This window comes from Microcella frigidaquae, assembly GCF_014200395.1.
Lineage (GTDB): Bacteria > Actinomycetota > Actinomycetes > Actinomycetales > Microbacteriaceae > Microcella > Microcella frigidaquae.
Genome location: NZ_JACHBS010000001.1, coordinates 141,664 through 158,719 on the forward strand (window position 1 = coordinate 141,664; position 17,056 = coordinate 158,719).

A 17,056-nucleotide genomic window follows, 5' to 3' on the forward strand; every position below is an offset into this window, starting at 1 on the left:
GAGCACGTACCCGGTCTCGCCGGGGGAATCCCGTCCCGAACGGGAGTCCTCGAGCCGGGCGCGTCCCTTTGCCACGGTAAGAGAGGTTTGACATGGATCAGGGCAATACCGCCTTCCTCCTGTTCTCGGCAGCGCTCGTGCTGCTGATGACACCCGGACTCGCGTTCTTCTACGGCGGCCTGGTGAAGGCCAAGAGCGTCATCAGCATGATGATGCTGAGCTTCGGCGCCATCGGCCTGATCGGTGTGCTCTGGGTGCTCTACGGCTACGCGATCGCCTTCGCCACCAGCGATGGCGTGAACGCGCCCTTCAACATCGACCTGACGAACCTCGGCCTTGACGCCGTGTTCCAGGAGGCCTCGGAGCCTGCTGGTGGATATCCACTGATCGCCTTTGCGGCGTTCCAGGCGACTTTCGCGATCATCACCGTCGCGCTCATCTCGGGTGCGATCGCTGACCGCGCGAAGTTCGGCGCATGGATGCTCTTCGCTGGTCTGTGGGCGACCCTCGTGTACTTCCCCGTCGCGAGCTGGGTCTTCAACTTCTCGCTCGCCGATGACGGCTCGTTCGCCGACGGCGGCTGGATCACTTACGGACTCCAGGAAGCGTTCGGCGTGGGTGCTCTCGACTTCGCCGGTGGTACGGCGGTGCACATCAACGCCGGTGCCGCCGCCCTCGCGCTCGCGCTCGTTCTCGGCAAGCGCGTCGGCTTCGCCAAGGGTGCGCACGTGCCGCACAACCCGCCGTTCGTGCTGCTCGGCGCCGGTCTGCTGTGGTTCGGCTGGTTCGGTTTCAACGCCGGCTCGGAGCTCGCGGCCGACGGCGTCGCCGCCATCGCATTCCTGAACACCATCGCCGCCCCGGCTGCCGCGCTGCTGGCGTGGCTCGTCGTCGAGGCGATCAAGGACGGCAAGCCGACCTCGGTGGGCGCGGCTTCGGGTGCGGTCGCCGGTCTCGTCGCGATCACACCGGCCTGCGCATTCCTCACCCCGCTCTGGTCGATCGTGCTCGGCCTGCTGGCCGGTGCTCTCTGCGCCCTTGCGGTCGACCTGAAGTTCAAGCTCGGCTTCGACGACTCGCTCGACGTCGTGGGCATCCACCTCGTCGGCGGCCTCATCGGAACCCTGTACCTGGGCTTCTTCGCGAACGGCACCGGCCTGATCTTCAGCGGCTCGTTCAACCAGCTCATCGTTCAGGCGATCGCGGCCTTCGTGGTCATGATCTACTCGTTCGTCGTCGCCTACATCATCGGCTACGCGATCGAGAAGACCATCGGGTTCCGCGTCACCGTGGAGGACGAGATCGCGGGCATCGACCCGATCGTCCACGGTGAAGAGGGCTACGTGCTCGACGCCGCCAAGTAACGACGGGTTCCGCCTCCGTGGCGGATCCTCGGGGCGCTACTCTCGCGAGAGGGTGGCGCCCCGTCGTCGTTGCGCCCCGCACGTGGAAGGAGACGCGTCGTGCTCGCCTCGGACCCTGTGCTGCAGCTCGTCGCCGCGGCGCTCGTGCTCACCGCAGCGCCCGCGGCCGTGCTGCTGCTCCGCCCGGTGCGGAGGGGAATGCTGGTGGCCGCGATCGCCGCCGGGCTAGCCGCCGCCACCTCCGTGCTGGCCCTGGATGCTCAGCTCGCCCTCCGCGAGGACCCTCTGGCCGCGCTGCTCGATGCCGCTGCGGCGGCCGCCGTCACGATCATCGTCACGGTCGTCTCGGCCGACCGGTGGGGGAGCCGCGTCCCCCTCCGCGCTCCCCTCGCCGCCGTGCAGGCGGGCATCTGGGGTGGTCTCGCGATCGGTCCGGTGCTCGCGGCCACGGTCGGCACGGTGCCGTCGTTCGTCCAGCGGGCTCTCGACGCGGTCGACGCGACGGGCGTGCTCGCGCTGTTCACGGCGCCGGCCGCGGCGCTGTTCGTGCTCGCGCTGATCCCGGCCGCCGCGGTCTCCGTGCGGCCCGGACCGGACTCGGCGCACGCTCCGCAGCCATCGAGCACTGCAGGCCTGCCGCCGCGACCGTCGCGCCTCCGCTCCGCGCTCGCGATCGGGCTGCTCGCGCTCGGGGCCGCCGCGTGGATGGTCGGTGTCGAGCGGGTCGTGTCGGATGCGACCGGTCGGCTCGTCGTGAATGCCGGGGCGGGCATCCTTCTCGGGGTGCTCAGCTGGCTCGTCGTGGCCCGCATTGTCGGTCGGGGCCGCCCGCGCGGGGGAGCGGTGCTGGGTGCCGCGCTCGGCTGGGCGGCCGTCGGGGCGGGCGGTGCCTTCCTCGCGCCCCTCGGACTGGTCGCCGCCGCGGTCGTGGGGGCATCGGCGGGTACCGCGATCGTCCTGCGCGCGCCGGTCGGCGCCGATCCGGTGCGCCGTGCCGCGCTCGGCATCATCGTTGCAACGGCGATCGGCGGTCTGATCGCGACGATCCTCGCCGACGGATTCGGCCTCGCGGCCTCGGGGGCGACACTCGGGCTGCTGACGCAGGTCGTTGCCGTGGTCGTGGTCGCGCTCGTCAGTGCACTGGCGGCGCTCGTCGGGTGGTGCGCCGCCGCGGCGGCCGGCCGGCTGGTCGGCGCGGCGCGCGGTCGAGCCGCCGAGATCGAGGCGGGAGAGTCGTGACGGTGGGCGATACCAGACTCGAACTGATGACCTCTTCCGTGTGAAGGAAGCGCGCTACCAACTGCGCCAATCGCCCGTGCGGCACTATCTTGCCATATCCCGCGCCGCGGTTCCGACGGCACGCACGGGGCTCGCGGGACGGTGGCGACACGCCCTCCGCTCGGTTTGGCCCTCGCCGGAGAGTTGGGCTAGAGTTTCGATGCACCCCGCGAGAGCGGGAGGCGAAATGCGGATGTGGCGCAGTGGTAGCGCATCACCTTGCCAAGGTGAGGGTCGCGAGTTCGAATCTCGTCATCCGCTCGAGCAATGACCTCTGGTAGTCGGGGTCGTGCCCACGGTGGCGTGGCCGAGAGGCGAGGCAGCGGCCTGCAAAGCCGTGCACACGGGTTCGAATCCCGTCGCCACCTCGCTGGTCGACTACCGGCAACATCCCAGAAATGGGCGATTGGCGCAGCGGTAGCGCGCTTCCCTGACACGGAAGAGGTCACTGGTTCGATCCCAGTATCGCCCACCAAAAAGCCCCCGGTCTGCCGGGGGTTTTCGTGTTTGACCTCGCGGTGCTGTGCACCCACTACGGGGGCATGACCGGCATTCACGAAGACTCTAGGCTGAAGCTATGGCTCCGGGGGGAGAGGCCGCCGCGCGCGTGGCCGACAGCGAGGCATTCGCCGATCTGCTGCTGCGTTCGGGACTCGTGTCGCCGGAGAACCTCGCATTCGCCCGTCGGGTGAAGGAACGCACCGGCGCCCACATCGACGAGGTGCTGATCAGCCAGGGGCTTCTCGACTCCGAGAGCCTGCTGCTCGCGGAGGCCCACGCCTGGGGCGTGCATCCCATCGATCTGGAGGCCGTCAAGTTCGACGATGCCGTCGTGCGCCGATTCCCGGGCCAGACCTACCTCGCCGAGAACTGGATGCCCATCCGCCGTAACGACGCCGGCGTGATCTTCATCGCCACGGCCCGCGGCGTCGCCCCCGAGCGTGTCGCGCACATCCGCGCGCTGCTCGGCGGGGCGGAGGTGCAGTTCGTCGCCACGACCTCCTGGGACATCAAGAACGCCTGCCTGCGGCTGTTCCGCTCCGAGATCGCCGACGAGGCGGCGAACGAGCTGTGGCGGCAGAACCCGATGATGTCGGCGCGCATCACGTTCAGCCGGTCGCAGAAGGTGCTCGGCGCGGTGCTCGCGGTGGGCATCCTGCTCGCGGCGGTGCTGCGCCCCCTGGAGACCGGGATCGGCGCGCTCACCGTGCTGAGCCTGGTCTTCCTCGCCGGTACGAGCTTCAAGTTCATCGTCGCCATGCGCGGGGCGCGTTACGACGTCGTCGAGCGCATCACCACCGCGCAGGTGCACGCGCTCGATGACCGCGATCTCCCGCGCTACACGGTGCTCGTCCCGGTGTTCCGCGAGGCGAACATCGTCGGGCAGCTGATCCGCAACCTCGGCGGTCTCGACTACCCGACCGAGAAGCTCGAGGTGCTCATCCTGATCGAGGAGGAGGACGCCGAGACCCTCGCCGCGGTCGAGGCCTCGAATCCGCCGCCGCACTTCCGCGTCGTGACGATCCCGAAGGGGCAGCCGCAGACGAAGCCACGCGCCTGCAACGTGGGCCTCTACTTCGCCACCGGCGAGTACCTCGTCATCTACGACGCGGAGGACACTCCCGACCCGGACCAGCTCAAGAAGGCCGTCGTCGCCTTCCGGCGCGGCGGCGACGACATGGTCTGCGTGCAGGCCTCGCTGAACTACTTCAACGACTCCGAGAACGCCCTGACGCGGATGTTCACGCTCGAGTACAGCTACTGGTTCGACTACATGCTGGCCGGCCTGGACTACGGCGACCTGCCGATCCCGCTCGGCGGCACGTCGAACCACTTCCGCACCTCGGCGCTCATCGAGCTCGGCGGCTGGGACCCGTACAACGTGACCGAGGACGCCGACCTGGGCATCCGCGCGAGCGCTCTCGGCTACCGCATCGGCGTCATCAACTCGACGACGATGGAGGAGGCGAACACCTCGATCCCGAACTTCATCCGGCAGCGCTCGCGCTGGATCAAGGGCTACATGCAGACCACGCTGGTGCACGCCCGGCAGCCGGTGGCCCTGATCCGGCAGATCGGTCTGCGTCGGTTCCTGAGCTTCGTGCTGCTGATCGCGGGCACCCCTGCGACGTTCCTCGGCGTGATCCCGTTCTACGTCGTCACGGCCATCACGATCGCGCTCCCCGTGAACGCCCTCGCCGAGCTCTTCCCGGTCTGGCTGCTCTGGCTGACCCTGCTGAACTTCGTGTTCGGCAACGTGATCATGATCTACCTCTCGATGATGGGCCCGTACAAGCGCGGCACGTTCCACCTCGTGCTGTGGGCGCTGCTCAACCCGGTGTACTGGCTGCTGCACTCGATCGCCTCGTACAAGGGCCTCTGGCAGCTGCTCACGAAGCCGCACTACTGGGAGAAGACCGAGCACGGACTGACGACGCATGTCCAGCACGACTGAGGCCCCGGTGCTGCGGCGCGATCGCTCGAACCGCTCGACCGGCCGCACCCGCTTCGATCCGTTCCCGCGCAACCCGATCTGGCGGTGGATGCTCCGCCTCGGCACGGCGGCACCGTTGGTGCTGCTCGCGCTCCTGCTCGAGGCGGTCCCGCATCCGCAGACGGCCCCGAACGCCGACCTCGAGACGGCCGTGGCGGCCATCGACTGGACGCGCGGTGATGCGGAGTGGCTCGCGCTGCTGTATCCGCACACAGCGGTCCTGCTGGCCTCGGCGAATCCCGTCGGGCGGGTCGGCCTCAGCATCATCGGCGCGATCGCGGCGGGCTTCCTGCTGCAGAAGGTGGCCGAGATCATCGCCCAGCGCTCGATCCCGCGCTCGACGGGCATCATCCTGGTGCTCGGGCTCGCCGCCAACCCGCTGTTCGCCTACTTCGCCCTGGAGAACCTGCCCGGTTTCCTCGCACTGACCTTCTTCGGGCTCGCGCTCGCCGATCTGGTGCGCTTCGTCAACTGGGGAAGCACCGAGGCGGGCTTCCGCGCGGGCATCCTGCTCATGCTGGCCGCGCTCAGCGACCCCTCCGGCATCCTCTACGCACTGGTGGCCGTCCTGGCATCGCCCTTCCTCCGGCACGGCCGCACGGCGGCCCCGGGCCTCCGGGCCGCCAACATGCTCGTGCTCGCGTTCCCCACGCTCGGGGCCTTCGCGACGATCATGTTCCTCAACCTGCTGTTCTTCGGCTCGGCCTGGCCGGGGTTCGACCTCGCGGTGATCGTCGCGGGCGTGCCGGCCGGCGTCACTGCCCTCGTCGGACTGTACTCGACCCCGACCGGCTGGCTCATCGCCGCTCCGCTCGCGAGCGCGTGGCTGGTCGCCGCGATCGTGCGACGGCCCGCGGCGATCCCGGTATCGGCGATCGTCTTCGTGCTGCTCAACGTCGCCTTCCTGCTCGGGGTGTTCCACCCGGGCGCCGCGGGGACCACGTTCCTGCTCCTCAGCCTGCTCGCGATCACCCTGATCCCCGGCGCCCGCACCCCCCTGACGAACGCGCTCGTCGACCTCGTCGCGGTGCTGCAGATCCTCATCGCCTGGGCGGCGGCGCTCGACCGCGCCATCGTGCTCGACTGGATGCAGTCGGTCGCGACGGCGTGGGTGCTCGTCTCGGGCTGAGCCACCGGCGGCCGCCGGTAGAGTTGAGCCCGCCCTTCGCCCCTCGACCTCCGTGAGGAGACCGCGTGTCTGTCGACGCCCCGGCCGAGCATCCGGCCGCCCCTGCCGCCCCCGCCGCGATCACCGCGACGGAGCCGACGGACGGCTTCGGTCTGTTCACCGACCGAAGCGTCGTCGCCATGCGGGTCGGCGGCGAGCTGCGCGACCTCGCCCACCGGCTGGACCCGGGCGAGACGGCCGAGCCGGTGACCATCGACTCGCCCGACGGCCTGGCGATCCTGCGGCACTCGACCGCGCACGTGCTGGCGCAGGCGGTGCAGTCGATCAACCCGGAGGCGAAGCTCGGCATCGGCCCGCCCGTCACGGACGGCTTCTACTACGACTTCGACGTCGTGACCCCGTTTACGACCGACGATTTCTCGGCCCTGAGCAAGGCGATGGATCGCATCATCCGTCAGGGCCAGCGCTTCGTGCGCCGTGTCGTCACGGAGGAGGAGGCGCGCGCCGAGCTCGCCGGCGAGCCCTACAAGCTCGAGCTCATCGGGCTCAAGGGCGCGGCGGCCGACGGTGCCGACGGCGAGAGCGTGGAGGTCGGCGGCGGCGAGCTGACGATCTACGACAATGTCGACGGCAAGACGGGCGAGGTCTACTGGAAGGACCTCTGCCGCGGCCCGCACCTGCCCAACACCCGGATGATCGGCAACGGCTGGTCGCTCATGCGGGTCGCCGCGGCCTACTGGCGGGGCAGCGAGAAGAACCCCCAGCTGCAGCGCATCTACGGCACCGCGTGGCCGTCGAAGGATGCCCTCCGTGAACACCTCGCCCGCCTCGAGGAGGCCGCCAAGCGCGACCACCGCAAGCTCGGGGTCGAGCTCGACCTGTTCAGCTTCCCCGATGAGATCGGATCAGGCCTCGCGGTGTTCCACCCCAAGGGCGGCATCGTGCGGGCGGAGATCGAGTCGTACATGCGCGAGCGGCTGCTCGCCAACGGCTACGAGCTCGTGTACTCGCCGCACATCACGAAGGGCGCCCTGTTCGAGACGAGCGGCCACCTCCAGTGGTACGAGGAGGGGATGTTCCCGGCGATGCACCTCGACGAGGAGCGCGACGCCGACGGGCAGATCACGAAGCAGGGCCAGGACTACTACCTGAAGCCCATGAACTGCCCCTTCCACAACCTGATCTTCCGTGCGCGCGGCCGCAGCTACCGCGAGCTGCCGCTGCGGCTCGCCGAGTTCGGCACCGTCTACCGCTACGAGAAGAGCGGCACCCTCTCGGGGCTCACTCGCGTCCGTGGCCTGACCCAGGACGACGCGCACATCTACGTCACCCCCGATCAGGTGCGCGACGAGGTGGCCCGCCAGCTCGAGTTCGTGCTCGAGACCCTGCGCGGATACGGCCTCGACGACTTCTACCTCGAGCTGTCGACCCGCAACCCCGAGAAGTCGGTCGGCAGCGACGAGCTGTGGGAGCAGGCGACCGAGACGCTGCGGCAGGTCGCCGTCGACTCCGGGCTCGAGCTCGTTCCCGACCCGGGCGGTGCCGCGTTCTACGGCCCGAAGATCTCGGTGCAGGCGCGCGACGCGATCGGCCGTACCTGGCAGCTGTCGACGGTGCAGCTCGACTTCAACCAGCCCGAGCGCTTCGAGCTCGAGTACACCGCCCCCGACGGCACGCGCCAGCAGCCGATCATGATCCACCGCGCGTTGCTCGGCTCGATCGAGCGCTTCTTCGCGATCCTGCTCGAGCACTACGCCGGCGCGTTCCCCGCCTGGCTCGCTCCCGAGCAGGTGGTGGGCATCCCGGTCGCCGAGGACTACGCCGAGCACCTCGAGCACGTGATCGAGCAGCTTCGGGCGGCGGGCGTGCGCGCCCATGTCGACCGCAGCGATGACCGCATGCAGAAGAAGATCCGCACGCATACGACCGGCAAGGTGCCCTACCTGCTGATCGCGGGCGCCGAGGACGTCGCGAACGGCGCGGTCAGCTTCCGGTTCCGCGACGGCACGCAGGTCAACGGCGTGCCGATCGAGCAGGCGATCCAGCGCATCACCACGGCGATCTCGACGCGGTCGAGCGAGCTGTAGGCGGGCATCCGGCGATGACGCAGCGGGATGCGGAGAAGCCGTCGCTCGACGGCGTCGAGGCCGAGCCGGCCTCGGGGTTCGCGGCCGCGCCCGACGGCTACGCGCGGCTCTGGACGCCGCACCGCATGGCGTACATCCAGTCGCACCACGTGCAGGAGAGCGACGACGAGTGCCCGTTCTGTCGCGTGCCGCGGGAGACCGATGAGGAGGCGCTGATCGTCGCGCGCGGCGAGCGCGCCTTCGTGGTGCTCAACCTGTACCCGTACAACACCGGGCACCTGCTGGTCTGCCCGTACCGGCACGTGGGGCTCTACGACGAGGCGACTGAGGCCGAGGCCGCCGAGATCGCGGCGCTGACGCAGACCGCCATGCGGGTGCTGCGGGCGACGATGCGGTGCGACGGCTTCAACATCGGCATGAACCAGGGTCGCCTGGCGGGTGCGGGCATCGCCGAGCACCTGCACCAGCACGTGGTGCCGCGCTGGAGCGCGGACGCGAACTTCATGCCGATCGTCGCGGGCACCAAGGCGATGCCCCGGCTGCTCGGCGAGGTGCGCGCGGAGATCGCGGCGGCCTGGCCGCGCTGACCGGCATCACGGACCCCCTGGCCGGCGTCGCGGTCCTGCCGAACGGCATCCGATCAGGCGGAGCTGCTCAGCGCACCTGCCGCACGGCGAACTGCAGGCGGGGGTGCGCGTAGGCCTCCTGCGACTCGACAAGCTGCAGCTCGCGCTCACCCGACTCGAGGGTGGCCGTGAGCAGGTCGAAGACGCTCGAGGCGGTGCGCGCGAGCGCGTCGGCCGCGTCGCCCGTGCGGCGGTAGTGCGCGGTGAACAGCGCGGCCGTCACGTCGCCCGAGCCGTTCGCCTTCATCGGCAGCTGCGGGGTGGTGACGATCCAGGCGCCCTGATCGTCGACGGCGAGCATCTCGAGGGTGCCCTCCTCGCGGTCGGGGCGCTCGACGCTCGTCACGAGCACCGTGCGCGGGCCCATGGCGCGGGCGAGGTCGACCGAGGCGAGGGTCGACTCGAGTGTGTCGGGCTCGGTGCCCGTCAAGTAGCCGAGCTCGAACTGGTTCGGCGTGATCAGATCGGCGGCGGGGACGACCCGCTCGCGCAGTAGCACCGGGATCGCGGGGGCCACGAAGCAGCCGCTCTTCGCGTTGCCCATGACGGGGTCGCAGGCGTAGATCGCTGCGGGGTTCGCCGCCTTGATGCGGGCGACGGCGTCGAGGATCACGTCGGCGATGCCCTCCGAGCCCTGGTAGCCGGAGAGGATCACGTCGATCTGCGGGAAGGCGCCGCGCTCCTCGATGCCCGTGATGACCTCGCGCACATCGTCGGGCGCGATGAGCGGGCCGCGCCAGGCGCCATAGCCGGTGTGGTTGGAGAAGTTCACCGTGTAGACCGGCATGACCTCGACACCGATGCGCTGCAGGGGAAACACGGCCGCGGAGTTGCCGACGTGCCCGTAGGCGACGGCGGACTGGATGGAGAGCACCTTCACCGCTCGATCATCCCACCTCGGTGCGCGCCCGGCGCCCGCCGGCCGAGGCGGCGGCAGTGTCGACGGCCGCCGCGATGTCGGCGGCCAGGCGGCCCGCGTCCTCGTCGCTGAGGTCGTGCACGGTGAGCCGGAGGCGATGCGTGGTCGGTACGGACCCGAGCGAGAACTCGTCGCCGGTGCGCGCGAGCCAGCCCCGGCGCATCAGGTGCGTCGAGACCTCGCGGGCCGGGACGGGCAGGGCCACCCACAGGTTCAGCCCGTCACCGGCACGGGCCGGGATGCCGAGCGCTGTGAGGCGCGCGGCGAAGGCTGCGTTGCGGGCGGCGTAGTGGCCGCCGGCGCGGGCGATGCCGGCCGCGACCCCGGGATCGCTGACGAGCGCGAGCGTCAGGCGCTGCAGCAGGTGGCTGACCCAGGTGGTGCCGGGGGAGAGCCGCATCGCCAGGCGCTCCGCGGTCTCGGCGTCCGAGGCCGTGACGGCGAGGCACATGTCGGGGCCGAGGAATTTGGACACGGAGCGCACGAGCGCCCACCGCTGGTGATCGGGCCCGATCACCGAGCGGAACGGCGAGCGCGAGAGCATCGAGAAGTGGTCGTCCTCGATCACCAGCACGTAGGGGTGCTCGCGCAGCATCTCCCGCAGCTCGGCGGCCCGGCGCTCGCTCAGGCTGGCGCCCGTCGGGTTCTGGGCGCGCGGGGTGCACACGAGCGCGCGCACGCCCTGGTCGAGCGCCGCGCGGAGACCCGCGACGGTCATCCCCTCGTCATCGACCGGCACGGGGACGGGACGGTACCCGCCCATGCGGACGGTGTGGATGCTGGTCAGGAAGCACGGGTCCTCGAGAGCGACGGCGTCGTCGCGCACGAGGGCCTGGGCGAGAAGCCGCTCGACCGCGTCCGCGGCGCCGCTCGTGATCGTCAAGCGCACCTCGGACGGCGCCAGGTCGGCCCGCATCCAGGCGTCGGCCCAGCGCTCGAGGCCCGGATCGATGACGGGCTCGCCGTAGAGCACACGATGGCCGGCGACCCCGGCGAGCGCCGTGGCCGGGTCGGGGATCAGCGCGGGGTCCGGATTGCCGGTCGCCACGTCGCGCAGCACGCTGTCGGGGGTGAAGCCCTCCTGCGCGGTGGGGGCGCGGTCGACCACACGGGTCCCTCCGCGCCCGCGAGTCTCGACGAGGCCGGCGAGGGTGAGCTGCCGATAGGCGGCGACAGCGGTGTTGCGGTTGACCCCGAGCTCGTCGGCGAGCGTGCGCACCGAGGGGAGGGGATCGCCCGGCCGCAGCGCGCCCCGCTCGATTCGCTCGCGCACGCTGGCGGCGATCTCCGCGGCCGATCGGCCGGTGATCTCGAGGGTCATGAGGGGTCCATCGCTGCTCAGGGACGAGGGTCGACCCCATGCTATCTTTTGGCCTAGGCCATTGCGACCCGATGGCCGGACAGCCGCGCGCGGGAGCGCGCCCTCCGTCGAAGGGACACCCTCATGAGCACTGCCGAGACCGGCTCGAGCCGCGTGAAGCGCGGCCTCGCCGAGATGCTGAAGGGCGGCGTGATCATGGACGTCGTCACCGCCGAGCAGGCGCGGATCGCCGAGGACGCCGGCGCCGTCGCCGTCATGGCGCTCGAGCGGGTTCCCGCGGACATCCGCGCTCAGGGCGGCGTCGCCCGCATGAGCGACCCCGACCTCATCGACGAGATCATCGCCGCCGTCTCGATCCCCGTCATGGCGAAGGCCCGCATCGGACACTTCGTCGAAGCGCAGGTGCTGCAGTCGCTCGGCGTCGACTACATCGACGAGTCCGAGGTGCTCAGCCCCGCCGACTACGTCAACCACATCGACAAGTGGCCCTTCACCGTGCCCTTCGTCTGCGGCGCCACCAACCTCGGCGAGGCCCTCCGTCGCATCACGGAAGGTGCCGCGATGATCCGCTCGAAGGGCGAGGCCGGCACCGGCGACGTCTCCGAGGCGACCAAGCACATCCGCACGATCCTCGGCGAGATCCGGGCTCTCTCGGCCAAGACGCCCGACGAGTGGTACGTCGCGGCCAAGGAGCTCCAGGCGCCGTACGAGCTCGTGGCCGAGGTCGCCCAGACCGGGAAGCTTCCCGTCGTGCTGTTCACCGCGGGCGGCGTCGCCACGCCCGCTGACGCCGCGCTCATGATGCAGCTCGGTGCCGACGGCGTCTTCGTCGGCTCCGGCATCTTCAAGTCGGGCAACCCGGCCGCGCGCGCCGCCGCGATCGTCAAGGCGACCGCCGGGTACACCGACCCCGCGATCATCGCGGAGGCGTCGCGCGGGCTCGGCGAGGCCATGGTCGGCATCAACGTCGCTGACCTGCCCGCGCCGCACCGCCTCGCCGAGCGTGGCTGGTAGCGCGCTCCCGCCCGTCGGGGTCTTCGCCCTCCAGGGCGACGTGCGCGAGCACGTCGCCGTGCTCCGCGGGCTCGGGGCCGACGTGCGCGAGGTGCGCACGCCGGCCCAGCTCGCGGAGGTCGCCGGCCTGGTGATCCCCGGCGGCGAGTCGAGCGTGATGGACAAGCTCAGCCGACTGTTCGGTCTGCGCGAGCCGCTGCGGCAGCGCATCGCCGATGGGATGCCCGTCTACGGCACGTGCGCGGGCATGATCATGCTCGCCGATCGTGTGCTCGATGCGATCGAGGGGCAGCTGACGCTCGGCGGGCTCGACGTCACGGTGCGGCGCAACGCCTTCGGCACCCAGCTCGACTCGTTCGAGACCGACCTCGCGATGCCCGCGCTCGGGGAGCTCCCCGTGCACGCCGTGTTCATCCGCGCGCCGGTCGTGGTCGATGCCGGGCCCGATGTCACCGTGCTCTCGGCTCTCGACGACGGCCGGATCGTCGCCGTCGAGCAGGGGCGCTTGCTCGCCACCGCCTTCCATCCCGAGGTGGCGGGGGAGACCCGGTTCCACGAGCGGTTCCTCGCGCACGTGGCCGCCGCGTCCTGACGCGTCGCCCGCTGCGGCGCCGCCTGCTGACCGAGCCCCTGCCGACCCGCCGTCCCCCGGCGGGTGGCACGATGGGCGCATGGTGCTCTATTCCGACTATGCCCCGGCCCGCACCCGGCAGATCGTCGCCGACGTCATCGCGGGCGCCGTGGCGGCCCTCGCGATCGCCCTCGCCGCCGCGGTCGCGGGCGCGATCCGTGCGCTGGGGGCCTTCGGTCGCGACCTCGAGGCGGCCGGGCTCGACTTCCAGTCCGGGCTCACCGATGCGGCCGACTCGCTCGGTGGCATCCCGCTCATCGGGGACGGCATCCGCGGCCCGTTCGACCTCGCGGCCGGCGCCGGAGGCTCGGTCGCGGAGGCCGGGCGCCAGCAGCAGGCCTTCGTCGAGCTGATCGCGGCCACGACCGGGTGGCTCATCGCGCTGCTGCCGCTGACCGTGCTCGCTCTCGTGTGGCTGCTGCCCCGCATCCGGTTCGCCGTGCGCAAGCGGCGCCTGCGCGCGATGATCGCGGCCGGGATGACCGCCGACACGCTCGCTGCCCGCGCGGTCGCCCGTGCCCCGCTGCGGCAGCTCGTCGCGGTGCATCCCGACCCCGCCGCCGCGTGGCGCTCGAACGACCCGGCGCTCGTGCGCGCCCTCGCCGGAGTCGAGCTACGGCGGGCCGGAATCGCCGCCGACGCCCTGCCCTAAACTGGGGAGCAGTTCTCGACACCCGCAAGGAGCCCCATGTCCGGCCATTCCAAGTGGGCGACCACCAAGCACAAGAAGGCCGTCATCGACGCCCGTCGTGCCAAGTCGTTCGCCAAGCTCATCAAGAACATCGAGGTCGCCGCGAAGATCGGCGGCCCCGACATCTCGGGCAACCCCACGCTCGCCGACGCCATCCAGAAGGCGAAGAAGACCAGCGTTCCGAACGACAACATCGACCGCGCCGTCAAGCGCGGCGCCGGGCTCACCGGCGAGTCGATCGACTACCAGTCGATCATGTACGAGGGCTACGGCCCCGGCGGCATCGCGCTGCTCATCGAGTGCCTCACCGACAACCGCAACCGTGCCGCCGCCGAGGTGCGCACGGCGATGTCGCGCAACGGCGGCACCATGGCCGACCCGGGCAGCGTCGCCTACAACTTCAGCCGCAAGGGCGTGATCGCGATCACGAAGACCGACGGCGTGACCGAGGACGACATCCTCATGGCCGTGCTCGACGCGGGCGCCGAGGAGGTCATCGACCAGGGCGGCGGCTTCGAGGTCGTCACCGAGCCCTCGCAGCTGGTCGCGGCCCGCACGGCGCTGCAGGAGGCCGGACTCGACTACGACTCGGCCGAGGCGGAGTTCCTCGCCAACGTCAAGATCGAGGCCGACGCTGAGACCGCCCGAAAGCTGTTCAAGCTCATCGATGCCGTCGACGACCTCGACGACGTGCAGAACGTGTACACGAACGTGTCGCTGAGCGACGCGGTGCGCGCCGAGCTCGACGCCGACGACGAGTAGCCCGTGCTGCGGGTGCTCGGTGTCGACCCCGGCCTCACCCGCTGCGGGGTGGGCATCGTCGACATCGGGCCGACGCGGCGGGCCGCGCTGGTCGCGGTCACGGTGATCGAGACGGCCGCGGATCTGCCGCTCGAGCGGCGCCTGCTCGCCATCGCCGACGGCGTCGAGGCTCTGCTCGACGAGCACCGGCCCGATGCGGTCGCCCTGGAGCGGGTCTTCGCCCAGCACAATGTGCGCACCGTGATGGGCACGGCGCAGGCGAGCGGTGTCGTGCTCCGCGCGGCCGCGGCGCGCGGGCTCACCGTCACGCTGCACACCCCGACCGAGGTGAAGGCGGCCGTCACCGGCCACGGTGGCGCCGACAAGAAGCAGGTCACGGCGATGGTCCAGCGCATTCTGCGACTGGATGCTCCGCCCCGGCCCGCGGACGCCGCCGATGCTCTCGCCCTCGCCATCTGCCACGGTTGGCGCGGCGCGAGCGCGCCCGCAGCGGGGTCGGCGGCGAGGTCGGCGACCGGGCGCGCGCTCACGCCCGCGCAGGAGGCGTGGCGCGCGGCCGAGAAGACGGCCCGCGCCCGTAGGCTCGACGGGTGATCGCGAGCCTCCGCGGACCCGTCATCGCCCTCACGAGCGGACGGGCCGTCATCGACGTCGCCGGCGTCGGCTACCTCGTGACCCTCACCGAGCGGCACGCCCGCGCGCTGCGCATCGGCGACACCGTTCTCGTACACACCGCGCTCGTCGTCCGCGAGGACGACATGAGCCTGTTCGGCTTCGCCGACGAGACCGAGCTCGCGATCTTCGACCTGCTGCGCACCGTTTCGGGGGTCGGCCCCAAGTCGGCGCTCGGCGTGCTCGGCGCGATGACGCCCGAGAGCATCGCTCGCGCGATCGCCGATGACGATGACGCGCCGTTCCGGGCCGTCAGCGGCATCGGCCCGAAGACGGCGAAGCTCATCGTGGTGTCCCTCGCGGGCAAGCTCGTCGCCCCGGCCGCCGGTGCCGCCCCTCGCGACGAGCAATCCGTCGTCGGCGGTGCCGCCGACACCATCACGGCGCTCGTGGCGGCGCTGAGCGGGCTCGGCTGGCCCGAGCGCGTCGCGCTCGAGGCGGCGACGACCGTGGTCGAGGGCGACCCCGACGCCGCGAGCGCGGGGCTCCCGGTGTTGCTGCGGCGGGCGCTGAGCATCCTGGGCCCCGCCCGCCGCGCCGATGAGGCGGGTGATCGCGCGTGAGCGACGAGGTGCGGCGCGTCACCCCCGAATCGGATGCGGAGCTCGCCTTCGAGGGAGCCCTCCGGCCGCAGAGCCTCGGCGAGTTCGTCGGCCAGCACAAGGTGCGCCGGCAGCTCCAGCTGCTCCTCGAGGCCGCGGCGCTGCAGAGCCGCACTCCCGACCACATCCTGCTGGCGGGCCCGCCCGGACTCGGCAAGACGACGCTCGCGATGATCGTCGCCCACGAGGGTCAGCGACCGCTACGGATGACAAGCGGTCCGGCCATCCAGCACGCGGGGGATCTTGCCGCCGTGCTGTCGTCGCTGGTTCCCGGCGAGGTGCTGTTCATCGACGAGATCCACCGCATGGCCCGCTCGGCCGAGGAGATGCTCTACCTCGCGATGGAGGACTTCCGCGTCGACATCATGGTCGGCAAGGGGGCGGGGGCGACGAGCATCCCGCTCGAGCTCGCGCCGTTCACCCTCGTCGGCGCGACGACACGGGCCGGGCTCCTGCCCAATCCGCTGCGCGACCGGTTCGGCTTCACGGCGCACCTCGAGTTCTACGAGCCGGAGGAGCTGCACCAGGTGCTCGTCCGCGCCGCGCGCCTGCTCACGCTCGCGATCGATGACGACGCCCTCGGCGAGATCGCCCGCCGTTCGCGCGGCACGCCCCGCATCGCCAACCGCCTTCTGCGCCGAGTGCGCGACTATGCGCTCGTGCACGGGGGAGCCGCCGACCGCACCGCCGTTCGCGCGGCCCTCGAGCTGTACGACGTCGACGAGCAGGGTCTCGACCGCCTCGACCGCGCCGTGCTCTCCGCAGTGGTGGAGCGCTTCGACGGGGGCCCGGTCGGACTCTCCACCCTCGCCGTGTCGGTGGGGGAGGAGGCCGAGACCATCGAGGCGGTGGTCGAGCCGTTCCTCGTGCGCTCGGGCCTGCTGTCGCGGACGCCGCGCGGGCGGGTCGCGACGGTGCGCGCCTGGCAGCACCTCGGCCTCGCGCCCCGGACGACCGTGGGCGATGACCTATAGTTGTCGCTGGCCCTCGGCCGTGCATCCGCACGCCGTCCGGCGCTGATCCCGGCGCCACGCCGCGAACGTCCCGAAAGGCACTCCTCCCATGGATCCGTTGACCATCGTCATGCTGGGCATCCTCGGCCTGCTCGTCTTCTTCATGTTCCGCAACTCGCGGAAGCGGAAGCAGGAGATGGAGGAGCTGCAACTCAAGATGGTGCCCGGTGCCGAGGTCATGACCAACTTCGGTCTCTTCGGAACCCTCGTCGACCTCGACGAGGAGAACAACGTCGCCACGATCGAGACGAGCCCCGGAAGCACCGTGCGCGTGCACCGGCAGACCCTCGCCCGCGTCATCGAGGACGAGCCCGTCGTCGACGACGCCGCGGACACCGCCGACGCTCCCGTCGAGGAGGCTCCCCAGCTCAACACCTCGAGCCTCGACGCCCCGGCCGAGAAGCCGAAGCGCACCAAGAAGTCCGAGAGCTAGTCCGACTGCTCCCTGCGCCG

Annotated in this window: 16 protein-coding genes and 4 tRNA genes; 17 read left to right on the forward strand and 3 right to left on the reverse strand. The window is 71.1% G+C overall.

Annotated elements, in window-relative coordinates:
- The first annotated feature begins 92 nt into the window (after nt 1–92).
- Nucleotides 93–1,364, forward strand: coding sequence for an ammonium transporter (locus tag BJ959_RS00670; RefSeq protein WP_153981184.1), 1,272 nt, complete (start codon nt 93–95; stop codon nt 1,362–1,364).
- A gap of 99 nt (nt 1,365–1,463) precedes the next feature.
- Nucleotides 1,464–2,603, forward strand: coding sequence for a hypothetical protein (locus tag BJ959_RS00675; protein WP_153981183.1), 1,140 nt, complete (start codon nt 1,464–1,466; stop codon nt 2,601–2,603).
- A gap of 3 nt (nt 2,604–2,606) precedes the next feature.
- Here BJ959_RS00675 and BJ959_RS00680 read toward each other — a convergent pair.
- Nucleotides 2,607–2,679, reverse strand: a tRNA-Val gene (locus BJ959_RS00680).
- A gap of 152 nt (nt 2,680–2,831) precedes the next feature.
- Between BJ959_RS00680 and BJ959_RS00685 the strand changes: the two genes are divergently transcribed.
- The 7 genes from BJ959_RS00685 (at nt 2,832) to BJ959_RS00715 (ending at nt 8,939) form a co-directional block, all read left to right on the forward strand.
- A tRNA-Gly gene (locus tag BJ959_RS00685) sits at nt 2,832–2,903 on the forward strand.
- A 36-nt stretch (nt 2,904–2,939) separates the two neighbouring features.
- Nucleotides 2,940–3,010: transfer RNA gene (locus BJ959_RS00690), tRNA-Cys, on the forward strand.
- Nucleotides 3,011–3,042: 32 nt separating this feature from the next.
- Nucleotides 3,043–3,117: transfer RNA gene (locus BJ959_RS00695), tRNA-Val, on the forward strand.
- A 102-nt stretch (nt 3,118–3,219) separates the two neighbouring features.
- Nucleotides 3,220–5,097 carry a glycosyltransferase family 2 protein gene (locus BJ959_RS00700; RefSeq protein ID WP_153981182.1) on the forward strand — a complete coding sequence of 626 codons (1,878 nt, stop codon included), beginning with the start codon at nt 3,220–3,222 and terminating at the stop codon, nt 5,095–5,097.
- Nucleotides 5,081–6,265: a hypothetical protein gene (locus BJ959_RS00705; RefSeq protein ID WP_153981181.1), complete on the forward strand. Its 1,185-nt coding sequence runs from the start codon at nt 5,081–5,083 to the stop codon at nt 6,263–6,265. Before BJ959_RS00700 ends, BJ959_RS00705 begins: the two co-directional genes overlap by 17 nt.
- Nucleotides 6,266–6,444: 179 nt before the next feature.
- Nucleotides 6,445–8,352: a threonine--tRNA ligase gene (gene thrS / locus BJ959_RS00710; protein ID WP_221234926.1), complete on the forward strand. Its 1,908-nt coding sequence runs from the start codon at nt 6,445–6,447 to the stop codon at nt 8,350–8,352.
- Nucleotides 8,353–8,366: 14 nt separating this feature from the next.
- Entirely contained in the window at nt 8,367–8,939 is a 573-nt protein-coding gene (locus tag BJ959_RS00715) for an HIT family protein (protein ID WP_153981180.1), read from the forward strand.
- Between the two features lie 67 nt (nt 8,940–9,006).
- On the opposite strand, the gene pdxY is transcribed toward BJ959_RS00715, so the two are convergent.
- Together pdxY and BJ959_RS00725 are read right to left on the reverse strand one after the other, a co-directional pair.
- Nucleotides 9,007–9,858, reverse strand: coding sequence for a pyridoxal kinase PdxY (pdxY, locus tag BJ959_RS00720; protein WP_153981179.1), 852 nt, complete (start codon nt 9,856–9,858; stop codon nt 9,007–9,009).
- A gap of 7 nt (nt 9,859–9,865) precedes the next feature.
- Nucleotides 9,866–11,218, reverse strand: coding sequence for an aminotransferase class I/II-fold pyridoxal phosphate-dependent enzyme (locus BJ959_RS00725; protein WP_153981178.1), 1,353 nt, complete (start codon nt 11,216–11,218; stop codon nt 9,866–9,868).
- 123 nt (nt 11,219–11,341) lie between these two features.
- Here BJ959_RS00725 and pdxS point away from each other — a divergent pair, with 123 nt between their 5' ends.
- From pdxS to yajC, 8 genes are all read left to right on the forward strand, one after another.
- The gene (gene pdxS, locus BJ959_RS00730; RefSeq protein ID WP_153981177.1) at nt 11,342–12,232 is read left to right on the forward strand and encodes a pyridoxal 5'-phosphate synthase lyase subunit PdxS; all 891 of its coding nucleotides are present in this window, start codon (nt 11,342–11,344) and stop codon (nt 12,230–12,232) included.
- The gene (pdxT, locus tag BJ959_RS00735; RefSeq protein ID WP_153981176.1) at nt 12,222–12,824 is read left to right on the forward strand and encodes a pyridoxal 5'-phosphate synthase glutaminase subunit PdxT; all 603 of its coding nucleotides are present in this window, start codon (nt 12,222–12,224) and stop codon (nt 12,822–12,824) included. Before pdxS ends, pdxT begins: the two co-directional genes overlap by 11 nt.
- A gap of 79 nt (nt 12,825–12,903) precedes the next feature.
- On the forward strand, nt 12,904–13,515 hold the full coding sequence (locus tag BJ959_RS00740; protein WP_153981175.1) for a hypothetical protein: 612 nt from the start codon (nt 12,904–12,906) through the stop codon (nt 13,513–13,515).
- A gap of 36 nt (nt 13,516–13,551) precedes the next feature.
- Nucleotides 13,552–14,316, forward strand: a complete 765-nt coding sequence (locus tag BJ959_RS00745) for a YebC/PmpR family DNA-binding transcriptional regulator (protein WP_153981174.1) — start codon at nt 13,552–13,554, stop codon at nt 14,314–14,316.
- Between the two features lie 3 nt (nt 14,317–14,319).
- The gene (gene ruvC / locus BJ959_RS00750) at nt 14,320–14,910 is read left to right on the forward strand and encodes a crossover junction endodeoxyribonuclease RuvC (protein WP_153981173.1); all 591 of its coding nucleotides are present in this window, start codon (nt 14,320–14,322) and stop codon (nt 14,908–14,910) included.
- A complete protein-coding gene (gene ruvA / locus BJ959_RS00755) occupies nt 14,907–15,551 on the forward strand; it encodes a Holliday junction branch migration protein RuvA (protein WP_153981172.1) in 645 nt (214 codons plus the stop codon). The genes ruvC and ruvA overlap by 4 nt, the downstream gene beginning before the upstream one ends.
- The gene (ruvB, locus tag BJ959_RS00760) at nt 15,548–16,564 is read left to right on the forward strand and encodes a Holliday junction branch migration DNA helicase RuvB (RefSeq protein WP_153981171.1); all 1,017 of its coding nucleotides are present in this window, start codon (nt 15,548–15,550) and stop codon (nt 16,562–16,564) included. Before ruvA ends, ruvB begins: the two co-directional genes overlap by 4 nt.
- A gap of 88 nt (nt 16,565–16,652) precedes the next feature.
- Nucleotides 16,653–17,036 (forward strand): preprotein translocase subunit YajC, encoded by a 384-nt coding sequence (gene yajC, locus BJ959_RS00765; RefSeq protein WP_153981170.1) that lies wholly within the window; start codon nt 16,653–16,655, stop codon nt 17,034–17,036.
- The last annotated feature ends 20 nt before the right edge of the window (nt 17,037–17,056 follow it).

Bases quoted from the DNA above. Each gene is read 5' to 3' on its own strand.
- BJ959_RS00740 (WP_153981175.1), top strand. From the start codon at position 12,904: ATGGTGCTCTATTCCGACTATGCCCCGGCCCGCACCCGGCAGATCGTC.
- BJ959_RS00700 (WP_153981182.1), top strand. From the start codon at position 3,220: ATGGCTCCGGGGGGAGAGGCCGCCGCGCGCGTGGCCGACAGCGAGGCA.
- yajC (WP_153981170.1), top strand. From the start codon at position 16,653: ATGGATCCGTTGACCATCGTCATGCTGGGCATCCTCGGCCTGCTCGTC.
- BJ959_RS00670 (WP_153981184.1), top strand. From the start codon at position 93: ATGGATCAGGGCAATACCGCCTTCCTCCTGTTCTCGGCAGCGCTCGTG.
- BJ959_RS00705 (WP_153981181.1), top strand. From the start codon at position 5,081: ATGTCCAGCACGACTGAGGCCCCGGTGCTGCGGCGCGATCGCTCGAAC.
- BJ959_RS00715 (WP_153981180.1), top strand. From the start codon at position 8,367: ATGACGCAGCGGGATGCGGAGAAGCCGTCGCTCGACGGCGTCGAGGCC.
- BJ959_RS00745 (WP_153981174.1), top strand. From the start codon at position 13,552: ATGTCCGGCCATTCCAAGTGGGCGACCACCAAGCACAAGAAGGCCGTC.
- BJ959_RS00725 (WP_153981178.1), bottom strand. From the start codon at position 11,218: ATGACCCTCGAGATCACCGGCCGATCGGCCGCGGAGATCGCCGCCAGC.
- pdxS (WP_153981177.1), top strand. From the start codon at position 11,342: ATGAGCACTGCCGAGACCGGCTCGAGCCGCGTGAAGCGCGGCCTCGCC.
- thrS (WP_221234926.1), top strand. From the start codon at position 6,445: ATGCGGGTCGGCGGCGAGCTGCGCGACCTCGCCCACCGGCTGGACCCG.